Here is a 10,307-nt window from a genome sequence, read left to right as displayed (position 1 = left end):
AGGCCACCGCAGCCCTCGACGCGGTCCTGCTGGGTGGTTCCCCCACCGTGGCGTGGACGGCCGCCGCGGTGCTGGCCGCGGTGGCCCTGTGCGCCGCGGTGGCGGCCGGGATCTGCGGTCAGCGGCCCGTCAACCGCGCTCGTCGGCTCCCGACGTGGTCTCGAGGGGGGCGTCCACCCCGCCGTCGGTGAGCATCGGGACGTCGAAGACGAACTCGGGGATCGCGAAGGCGTCCACCAGGGTCCGCGCCTTGCCCGCGAGCTTGGTGCACAGGCGGTTGCGGGCGGCGGTCGCGGCCTTGGTGCGCTCGGTCGTCAGGCGGTTGTGCTCGAGGAACCACCCCTTGTCGCGGTCCACGATGTCCAGGACGTAGAGGTCGCACAGCGTTCCCAGGACCTCCTTGGCCTCGGGGTCCTCGCAGGCGTCCACGGCCTCGGCGAAGCGGGCGAACACCCAGCTGTCCATGTGCGCGCGCCCGGCCTGCAGCATGTGGTCCTGCGCCGAGTTGAACACCTTGAACGCCGCCGAGCCGTCCTCGCCCTGGGCCTTGCGCAGGCGGCGGGCGACCGTCTCCAACAGGTGCTCCTCGCGGTCCACCAGCAGTTCCAGCTGGTTGGCGCGGTCGAGCAGGTCCGTGTTCTCCCGGTCCGTCACCGTGTCGATGAGCTTCTGCCACAGCGTCGACGCCCGGGCCTTCTCCTGCACCACGTCCACCGCGGTGGTGAGGGCGAAGGCCACGGTCTCGCGCTGGTCCATGTCCCCGAACTCCGCGGCGTAGGCTCCGAGCAGCTCTTTGGCCACCAACTGCGTCAGCACCACGTTGTCGCCCTCGAACGTCGAGAAGACGTCGCAGTCCCTGCGCATCTCGGTGAGCAGGTTCTCGGCCATGTACCCGGCCCCACCGCAGGCCAGACGGGCCTCGATGATGGTGTCGTTGGCGAAGCCCGTCACGGTGGCCTTGATCCCCGCGGCGTGGGACTCCATCTCGCGGCGCCGCTCGGCGTCGAACGCCTCCGGGTTCTTCTCGAAGTCGTGGAGCTCGGCGACGATCGCGTTCTGGGCGCACGCGTAGGCGTACGCCCGGGCCACCCGCGGCATCAGACGACGCTGGTGCTCGCGGTACTCCAGCAGCGGGATGCCCTTGCCCGTCGCGGGGTGGTCGAACTGGCGGCGGATCAGCGAATACCGCACCGCCAGCGCGAGTGAGGTCCGGGCCGCGGCACCGGCGGCCGCGCCCACCGAGACACGGCCGCGGATCAGCGTGCCGAGCATGGTGAAGAAGCGGGCACCGACGGAGTCGATGGGCGACGAGTACTGTCCGTCGGCGTCGACCGCACCGAACCGGTCGAGGAGCGCCTCACGGGGGACACGCACGTGGTCGAACATGATCTTGCCGTTGTCCACGCCGAGCAGTCCGCCCTTGTGCCCGTGGTCGGTCGTCGTGACCCCCGGCAGGTCGTTCCCGTCCTCGTCCCGGATCGGCACCAACAGGCAGTGGACCCCGTGGCGGAGCTCCTCACCGCTGTCGGCGTGGGTGATGAGCTGCGCGAACACCGCGGCCATGGAACCGTCGCGGGCCGCGTTGCCGATGTACCACTTCTCGGAACTCGGAGTGGGGGAGTGGACGACGAACTCGCCGGTCTCCGTGTCGAAGGTGGCGGTGGTCTCGAGGTTCTGCACATCCGACCCGCCGCCGAGTTCGGTCATGGCGAAGCAGCCCATCAGGTCCAGGGACATGACGCCCGGCAGGTACTTCCCACGCGTCTCGGCGTCGCCGAGATTCGCGATCGCCCCGCCGAACAGGCCCCACTGCACGCCGGCCTTGACCATGAGGGACAGATCGAGGTGACCGAGCATCTCGAAGGAGGTCAACGCCCCACCGGTGTCCCCGGTGCCGCCGTCCTCGGTGCGGAACCCCAGCCCGGGCATGCCCGAGTCGGCCAGGCGCCTCATCTGGTGGAGCACGTGGGCGCGGTGCTCCTCCATGGTGACCCCGATCGGGTTGAGCATGTCCGGGGTCATGGCCTCGCGCGTCATCTGGCGCGCGTCCGCCCAGCGGCCGTCGAGGACCTTCTGGAGCCCGGCGGCGAGGGCGGGGTCCCCCTGACCGGTGGTGGTGATGCGGCCGTAGTGGGGATGGCCCGTGTGGGTCGTCTGGGGGGCTGCCGCCCCCGGGGCCGCGGCGTTCTGGACGTCGGTCTGGGAGGTCATGACACGACTCTACGGATCGTCCACGCCGAAGTGCACCGGTAGCGCGGCCGGAATCGGACCGTCAGGGGACGCAAATGACCGAGGTCCCGGACCGTGAACGGCCCGGGACCTCGCATTGTCGGGGTGGCGGGATTCGAACCCACGACCTCTTCGTCCCGAACGAAGCGCGCTACCAAGCTGCGCCACACCCCGGTGACAACGAGGGATACTCTAGCGCCCCGCCGGGTGATTCGCGAAACCGGGGTGATTCGCGAAACCGGGTCAGGCCGGCAGCGGCACCCGTTCGCGCAGCGGCGTCTCCGGCACCGTCGCGTCGTCTCCGCCACCGCCGGGTCCGGCGACCAGCTCGAGAAGCGTGGCCTCGGGCCTGCAGAACGTCCGGACCGGCACGTACGGCGAGGTCCCGAGTCCGGCGGACACGTGCAGGACCAGGTTCCGGCCCCACGCGGACAGGCCCTGCGCCCGCGAGCGGTCGATGCCGCAGTTGGTGACGATCGCCCCCGTGGGCAGGCAGAGCTGTCCGCCGTGGGTGTGGCCCGCCACCGCGAGGTCGTACCCGTCGGCGTCGAAACGGTCCAGTACCCGGGGCTCCGGGGAGTGGACCAGACCGATCCGCAGGTCGAACGCCGGCCCGGCGGGTCCCTCGATCTCGCTGTAGCGGTCGCGACCGATGTGGGGGTCGTCGACGCCCGCCACCAGGACGCGCCGGCCGTCCACGACGATCTCCGCGCGCCGGTGGGTGGCGTCCACCCAGCCCCGCTCGGAGAACGCCGCCTTGAGGTCGCGCCACGGCAGCGGGACGGACGAGTGCTTCTTCCGGCCGATCCCGAGGTAGGACAGGGGGTTCTTGGGCACCGGGGCGTAGTAGTCGTTGGAGCCGAAGACGAACGCCCCGGGCCGGCCGAGCAGCGGGCCGAGCGCCTGCACGACCGACGGCACCGCGCGCACGTCCGACAGGTTGTCGCCGGTGTTGAGCACCAGGTCCGGCTCCAGCCGCGCCAGTGCCGCGAGGAAGTCCTGCTTGCGCTTCTGGCCGGGCATCATGTGCAGATCCGAGATGTGCAGGATCTTGAGGGGCTCCGACCCCGGCGCGAGCAGGGGGAGCGAGTGGCGTCGGACGGTGAACGCGTTGCGCTCCCACCCCGAGGCGTAGACGGTCCCGGCCACGACCGCCCCCGCGAGGACGGCCGCCGCGCGGGCGGAGGGACTCGACGGGGTGCTCTGGGGCCGACGTGAGGGGCGTTGCATCGTTTCACTCTACCGGCGGTTGCGGGAACCCTCCCCGGCCGCGGCGACTACCTCGGGGGCGAGATGGTGATCGGCGCGAGCCCGGGGACGTTGAGGACGACGGGCTCGTCGCCGATCGCGGCCCCCGGTCCGGACGCGCCCTGGCCGTCGGTGCCCCGCGCCGCGGCACCGCCACCGCCGCCCGAACCGTCGGAGACGCGGAGGGTGATCTGGGATCCGGGGATCCCGGTCCCGCCGTCGAGTCCCACGACCGTCCCGTAGGGGCGTCCGGTACCGGACACGAACTGCGTGTTGACGACGAATCCGGCTCCGGTGAGCAGGGAGGTGGCCGCCGACTGGCTCATCCCCTCGACATCGGGAGTCCCCGCCCCGCTCGTGCCCGCCTGGAACGCGGGATCCGGCGCGGGCAGCTGGACCGGGCCGTAGATCTGGGCGATCGGGGCGAACGCGGAGAACCAGGTGTTGGCCGGCTCGAGACCGCCGAAGAGATTGCCGTACGAGCACTGCCGCAGCGGGCTGGTGCACAGCTCGCTGGTGGTGGTGCCGTCGTTGAAGGCGTAGACGGCGGCGGAGTAGTGGTTGGTGAAGCCGAGGAACGCGGAGGAGCGGTTGGCCTCGGTCGTCCCCGTCTTGCCCGACATGGGGAGGCTCCACCCCGCGGCCCCCGCGGCGCCCGCGGCGGTGCCGGCCCCCACGTGGTCCTTGGACAGGGCCACCGAGAGCGTGTCCGCCAGCCCCGGCTCGACCACCTGCTCACACCCCGGCTCGCTCAGCTCGACCGGCTTGCCGGTGCGGTCGGTGATCGACTCGACGGGGCTCGGCGGGCACCACATCCCGCCGGAGGCGAGGGTGGCGCCGACGTTGGACAGTTCCAGAGCGTTGACGGCCGTGGGCCCGAGGGTGAACGACCCCAGGTTGTTCTTCTTGATGAACCCGGCGATCGAGTCGCCGTCCGCCGCGGTCCCCTTGCGGTCGTACGACCGCATACCGAGCCGCACCGCCATGTCCACGGTGGGGGCGACCCCCACGTCCTTGATGAGGTTCACGAAGGTCGTGTTGGGCGACTGCGCGAGCGCGTCCGCGACGGACAGGGAACTCGGGTACGACCCGGCGTTCTCCACGCAGTACTGGGCGGGCGGGCACCCGCGCGCGCCGCCGGCGCCCAGGCCCGAGACCTGGACGCGGCGCGGGACGGCCAGGCTGGTGTTGGTGCCCATGCCCTTCTCCATGGCCGCGGCCACCGTGAAGACCTTGAACACCGACCCCCCGCCGTCGCCGACCAGCGAGAACGGCTGCGGCTGGACGGTCTGGCTGTCGCCCAGTTCGAGGCCGTACTGGCGGCTCGAGGCGATCGCCACGACCTTGTGGGACTCCCGGCCGGGCCGCACGACACTCATGACCTCGGCCACGCCCTGGCCCGTCGGGTTGCCGTAGGTGTTGAGCGACCGCTGCACCGAGTCGTGGACGGTCGGGTCGAGGGTGGTGCGGATGGTGTACCCGCCCTGCTGGACCATCTCCCGGCTCAGGCCGTTCTGGTCCAGGTAGTCCAGCACGTAGTCGCAGAAGAACCCCCGGTCACCGGCGGTGATGCAGCCACGGGGCAGCGAGTTGGGCCGCTCCAGCACACCGAGGGGTTCGGCCGCGTAGGCCGCGCCCTCGGCCGGCGTGATCGCGCCGGTCTGGACCATGGTGTCGATGACGGTGTCGCGGCGGTTCTTGGTGTCCTCCGGGTTGGCGTACGGGTTGAACATGCTGGTGGACTGGATCATCCCCGCGAGCATGGCGGACTGCGGCACGGTGAGTTCCGAGGCGTCGACGCCGAAGTAGGTCTGGGCCGCGGTCTGGACCCCGAAGGAACCGTTGCCGAACGAGATCAGGTTGAGGTACTTGCTGAGGATGTCGTCCTTGCTCATCTCGCTGTCCAGCGTGAGCGCCATCCGGATCTCTTTGATCTTGCGCGCCGGTGTGGTCTCCACGGCCGCGCGGCGTTCCGCGTCGTTCTCCGCGGAGACGAGGAACTGGTAGTTCTTGACCAGCTGCTGATCGATCGTCGAGGCGCCCTGCTGCACGTCCCCGGACGTGGCGTTGGTGAGCGCCGCGCGGATCGTGCCCCGCCAGTCCACGCCGTTGTGGTCGGCGAACCGGCGGTCCTCGATCGCGATGATCGCCAGCTTCATGTTCTGCGAGATCTCCTCGCTCGGGACCACCACCCGCTGCTGGTCGTACAACCAGGCGATGGGCGTGCCCTCGGAGTCGGTGACCGTGGAGATGGACGGCAGATCACCCTTGATCAGGTCCGCCGAGGTCCCGGAGAGCGAGTCCGCCATCTTGTTGGAGGCCAGCCCCGCCGCCCCGGCGATCGGGAACAACGACCCGGCCGCCACCACCCCGGCCGCGACACAGGTCGCGACCAGCTTTCCCAGCGAACTCATAGCCGACACGGGGCCAGAGTACGTGAACACCCCTGTCCCGCCACCCCGTGAGGCGTCCGCAGCACACGACTCTTTACTTCTGTTGTGTGACTACGGTAACAATATGAGGGAACGCGGGACGTTTCGAACCCGGATGATGTCGTGGTCCGACGGCACTCACGGCCGAGAGGCTCCCGTGGACACCGTGGGCCCGCCGCGCCGGGTGGGTCCAGAAGGCCGGAGGCGTGTACGGCAACCCGTCCGCGACTCCACACAGACAGGGGTACATCGATGACGGCCACCCTTCCCGGGACCTCCCGCACCGACGACGCCGGGGTCCGCCCCGGTTCAAGCAATCCCCTCGGGTCCGAGGAGACGATCATCGGGGAGGGGCGCCAGGAATGGGTCGCCCAGGCCCGGTGTAAGGACATCGACCCGGACGAGCTCTTCGTCCGCGGCGCCGCGCAGCGCAAGGCGGCCTCCATCTGTCGCCACTGCCCGGTCCTCCTGCAGTGCCGGGCCGACGCGTTGGACAACCGCGTCGAGTTCGGGGTCTGGGGCGGGATGACCGAGCGTCAGCGCCGCGCTCTGCTCAAGCAGCATCCCGAGGTACGGTCCTGGGCCGACTTCTTCGCCCAGCAGATCGAGCGGCACACCGTCATCTACTGACGTCACCTGATCGGCCCCGTACCCCGACACCGACGCGACCCGCGGCACCCGCCGCGGGTCGCGTCGTATCACCGGGTCCGGTCACCCGGATGACCGTCCGACCGCTCTGGTCATCCGCAGAGCTGGTCACCCGCAGAGCTGGTCGCCGACCGAGCGCAGGGCCTCCAGGTTGGAGATCTCGAACGGCAACGACGGCACGCCCACGATCCGCACGTCCGGATGGGTGTCGGTGAACGACTCCAGCAGGCGGACCTCCTGCTTGGCAGTGCCGGCCCGGTCGGCGTGGATCCGCAGCACCGCCTCGGCCTCCGGGTTCCCCGCCAACCGGTCGGCCGCAGCACACGCCTGCTCGGCCGTGAGGTCGGTCAGTCGGGGGTGGGTGCGGTTGATCACGACCCCCGCGAGCGGCATCTCCTCCTCCGAGAGCCGCTCGGCGAAGAACGCGGCCTCGCGCAGGGCGGGCCGTTCCGCGGACGAGACCACCAGGAACTCGGTGCCCTTGCGGCGCAGGATCGCCTGGGTGCGCGAAGCCCGGGTGGCGAATCCACCGAACGTGGAGTCCAGCGCCACGACCATCTCGGAGGCGTCCTTGAGCATGGACGAGCCGACGACGGCCGAGACCCCCCGCATCGCCGTGCTCATGGCGCCGGTCATCAACCGGCCGACCCCGCGACCGGGCGCCGCGAACACCCGCATGAGACGGCTGTCCATGAACGCGCCCAGTCGGCGCGGGGCGTCGAGGAAGTCGAGGGCGTTGCGGGAGGGAGGGGTGTCGACGACGACGAGGTCCCACGTCGAGTCGTCGAGCAACTGGCCCAGCTTCTCCATGGCCATGTACTCCTGCGTGCCGGCGAAGGAGGTGACCATGGTCTTGTAGAAGTGGTTGTCCAGGATGGACTGCGCCTTCTCGGGCGTGGTGTTGGCGGTGACCAGCTCGTCGAACGTGCGACGCATGTCGAGCATCATCGCGTGCAGCGACCCGTCCGAATCCGCGTGCTCGGGTCCCAGGTCCACCCGGGACGGCTCGTTGGAGAGGCTGTCGATGCCCAGCGCCTGCGCGAGGCGCCGGGCCGGGTCGATGGTGAGCACCACGGTGTCGCGGCCGAGCTCGGCCGCGCGCAGGGCCACCGCGGCGGCGGTGGTGGTCTTGCCCACGCCGCCGGCGCCGGTGCAGACCACGACACGGGTCGCGGGGTCGGTGAGCATTCCGGTGATGTCGAGACGACGAGTCATGTCAGTGCACTCCCTGATCGGCGAGGGCGGAGGCGAGGTCGTACAGGTCGGCGACCTCGACGCCGTTGGGCAGGGCCGGCAGCACGAGGGTCGGGCAGCCGGACGAGGTCAGGGTCTCGCCGGCCGCGAGCTGGCCGCGGGCGACGCGGGCGTGTTCGATGGCCTCCACCAGGAGCCCCTGCAGGCCCTCGTCGTCGAGCTCCACGCCGGTCTCCTCGAGCCCGGCCAGCACCGCCTCCGCATCGATGTCCTCCTCGGCGATCCGCTGGAGCGCGGCGTCGTCGAGGTGCCTGGTCTCGGCCCGGTTGATGATCACCTGGCCGACCCGCAGGTCGTGCGAACGCAGCTCCTCGATCGCCTCGATGGTCTCCTGGACCGGCAGCGACTCGAGCAGGGTGACCAGGTGGACGACCGTCTGGGGGGAGTGGACCAGCTCGGAGACGGCATCGGCCTGGCGGCGGATGGGACCGCCGGCGGCCAGGTCGGCCATCGCGGTGGTCACGTCGAGGAACTTGCCGATTCGGCCCGTGGGCGGGGCGTCCACCACCACGGCGTCGTACACGACCTCCTTCTTGGCGTGCTGGCGCGTGACGACCTCGTAGATCTTGCCGGTCAGGAGCACGTCCTTGAGGCCGGGGGCGATGGTGGTCGCGAACTCGATCGCGCCCACCGACTTCATCACCTTGCCCACCACCCCGAGGTGGTAGAAGGTGTCGAGGTAGTCGAGCATCGCGGCCTCGATGTCGATGGCCAGCGCGAACACCTTGCCGCCACCGTCCACCCGGGCCACGAGCTCCTCGCGGTACGGCAGCGGGGCGCGGTCGAAGATCCGGGAGATTCCCTGGCGCTCCTCCACCTCGACCAGCAACACACGCTTGCCGGTGGAGGCCAGTGCCAGCGCGAGCGAGGTGGCGACCGTGGTCTTGCCCGTTCCCCCCTTCCCGGAGACGTAGTGGAGGTCTGCGCGGGCGGAGGAGTCGGACCAGCCGGTGGACAGCTGGTCGGCGATGGTCGCCCTCGTCGACTGTGTCCCCTGAGTTCGAGTCGCCTGCGTTCCTGGATTGTCGGTGGACGGCATGCGTTCCACACTAAGCGGTTCCACCAGAGCGCGCGGGCTGCTCTCGACTTCCCTAGAGTGGGGGCATGAGCGAATCCACCTCCGCAGCCCGGTTCGAGTACGCGACCGTCCCGCTGCTCACCCACGCCACCAAGCAGATCCTCGACCAGTGGGGCAGTGACGGCTGGGAGCTCGTGTCCGTGCTGCCCGGGCCCACCGGCGAGCAGCACGTCGCCTACCTCAAGCGCCGGCTCTGATGTCGGAGGGCGAGGGCGGCGGCTACTGGACCCGAAAGCTGGAACAGCTGGGGATCGACCTGCCGACCGTGGTCCCCCCGCTGGCCAACTACGTCCCCGCCGTGCGGACGGGGGCGTACGTCTACACCTCCGGTCAGCTGCCGATGGTCGACGGCTCCCTCGCCGCGACGGGCAAGGTCGGAGCCGCGGTCAGTCCGGAGGTCGCCGCCGGTCTCGCCCGGACCTGCGCCCTCAACGCGCTCGCCGCGGTCGACGGCCTGGTGGGCATCGACTCCGTCGTGCGGATCGTCAAGGTCGTCGGGTTCGTCGCCTCGGCGCCGGGCTTCAACGCCCAGCCCGCGGTGATCAACGGCGCCTCGGACCTGCTGGGTGAGGTCTTCGGCGACGCCGGCGTCCACGCACGCTCCGCCGTCGGGGTGTCGGAGCTGCCGCTCGACGCCCCCGTCGAGGTCGAGCTCATCGTCGAGGTCGAGGGCTAGGGACGGACCATGGCGACGTCCGGCGGTCTGGCCCCGATCACGTTCCCCGCGTACGAGACGCTGCGCCCCGTCACCGACCTGGCCGGGGTGATCCTCTGCGACAACCCTTCGGAGATGACCTTCGAGGGGACCAACACGGTCGTGTTGCGGGCCCCGGGATCGCCCACCGCCGTGGTGGTGGATCCCGGACCGGACGACCGCGCGCACGCCGAGCGGATCGCCGCCATCGTGGGGGAGATCGAGCTCGTCGTCGTCACCCATCGCCACGGGGACCACACCGACGGGATCGACCACCTCCGCGCGCTGACCGGCGCGCCGTTCCGAGCGGTCGGGGAGCGGTACTGCCGCGACGCCGGGCCACTGGTCGACGGCGAGGAGATCCACGCCGCCGGGTTGGACATCATCGTGCTGGCCACTCCGGGGCACACCGCGGACTCGATCAGCCTCGAGGTGCGGCCCGCGGGTGCGGGGTTCACCGCGCCGGCGGACTGCGTGGTACTCGGCGACACGATCCTGGGCCGCGATTCGACGGTCCTGGACTCGACCGACGGCGATCTGGGCGACTACCTGGAGAGCCTCGACCTGCTGGCCGCCCGCGCCGACGGCGTCGTGGGTGTCCCCGGGCACGGGCCGGACGTGGAGAACACCGCGCGCGCGGCCCAGGTGCTCGCCCGACACCGGCGGGACCGGCTCGACCAGATCGTCGCCGCCCGCACCGAGCTGGGCCCCGGCGCGTCCGCCG

Annotated in this window: 9 protein-coding genes, 1 tRNA gene and 1 pseudogene; 5 read left to right on the top strand and 6 right to left on the bottom strand. The window is 70.8% G+C overall.

What is annotated here, in order from left to right:
- Positions 1–191 (top strand): annotated as a pseudogene (locus G6031_RS18675) (hypothetical protein); the annotation flags it as partial.
- Here G6031_RS18675 and G6031_RS12975 read toward each other — a convergent pair.
- From G6031_RS12975 to G6031_RS12960, 4 genes are all read right to left on the bottom strand, one after another.
- Entirely contained in the window at positions 130–2,211 is a 2,082-nt protein-coding gene (locus tag G6031_RS12975) for an acyl-CoA dehydrogenase (protein ID WP_182653474.1), read from the bottom strand. The pseudogene G6031_RS18675 and the gene G6031_RS12975 overlap by 62 nt on opposite strands.
- 118 nt (positions 2,212–2,329) lie before the next feature.
- Positions 2,330–2,403: transfer RNA gene (locus G6031_RS12970), tRNA-Pro, on the bottom strand.
- A 69-nt stretch (positions 2,404–2,472) separates the two neighbouring features.
- A complete protein-coding gene (locus G6031_RS12965) occupies positions 2,473–3,459 on the bottom strand; it encodes a metallophosphoesterase (protein WP_182609467.1) in 987 nt (328 codons plus the stop codon).
- A gap of 47 nt (positions 3,460–3,506) precedes the next feature.
- Entirely contained in the window at positions 3,507–5,891 is a 2,385-nt protein-coding gene (locus tag G6031_RS12960; RefSeq protein ID WP_182653475.1) for a transglycosylase domain-containing protein, read from the bottom strand.
- A 270-nt stretch (positions 5,892–6,161) separates the two neighbouring features.
- On the opposite strand from G6031_RS12960, the gene G6031_RS12955 reads away from it, so the two are divergent.
- Positions 6,162–6,539 (top strand): WhiB family transcriptional regulator, encoded by a 378-nt coding sequence (locus G6031_RS12955; RefSeq protein ID WP_170114850.1) that lies wholly within the window; start codon positions 6,162–6,164, stop codon positions 6,537–6,539.
- 126 nt (positions 6,540–6,665) lie between these two features.
- Here the strand turns inward: G6031_RS12955 and G6031_RS12950 are convergent, their stop codons facing one another.
- Positions 6,666–7,772 carry an ArsA family ATPase gene (locus G6031_RS12950; RefSeq protein ID WP_179524408.1) on the bottom strand — a complete coding sequence of 369 codons (1,107 nt, stop codon included), beginning with the start codon at positions 7,770–7,772 and terminating at the stop codon, positions 6,666–6,668.
- A gap of 1 nt (position 7,773) precedes the next feature.
- Positions 7,774–8,850 carry an ArsA-related P-loop ATPase gene (locus tag G6031_RS12945; RefSeq protein ID WP_241730491.1) on the bottom strand — a complete coding sequence of 359 codons (1,077 nt, stop codon included), beginning with the start codon at positions 8,848–8,850 and terminating at the stop codon, positions 7,774–7,776.
- A gap of 65 nt (positions 8,851–8,915) precedes the next feature.
- Here G6031_RS12945 and G6031_RS12940 point away from each other — a divergent pair, with 65 nt between their 5' ends.
- From G6031_RS12940 to G6031_RS12930, 3 genes are all read left to right on the top strand, one after another.
- Positions 8,916–9,086 carry a DUF4177 domain-containing protein gene (locus G6031_RS12940; protein WP_179524409.1) on the top strand — a complete coding sequence of 57 codons (171 nt, stop codon included), beginning with the start codon at positions 8,916–8,918 and terminating at the stop codon, positions 9,084–9,086.
- Complete coding sequence (locus G6031_RS12935) at positions 9,086–9,565, top strand: RidA family protein (RefSeq protein ID WP_182653473.1); 480 nt, start codon at positions 9,086–9,088, stop codon at positions 9,563–9,565. Before G6031_RS12940 ends, G6031_RS12935 begins: the two co-directional genes overlap by 1 nt.
- Before the next feature lie 9 nt (positions 9,566–9,574).
- Positions 9,575–10,307: MBL fold metallo-hydrolase (locus G6031_RS12930; RefSeq protein WP_182653472.1), on the top strand; the 733-nt coding region annotated here is incomplete at its 3' end.

It is taken from the genome of Dietzia sp. CQ4 (assembly GCF_014145125.1).
Lineage (GTDB): Bacteria > Actinomycetota > Actinomycetes > Mycobacteriales > Mycobacteriaceae > Dietzia > Dietzia natronolimnaea.
This window is presented reverse-complemented; position numbering and strand designations above follow the sequence as displayed.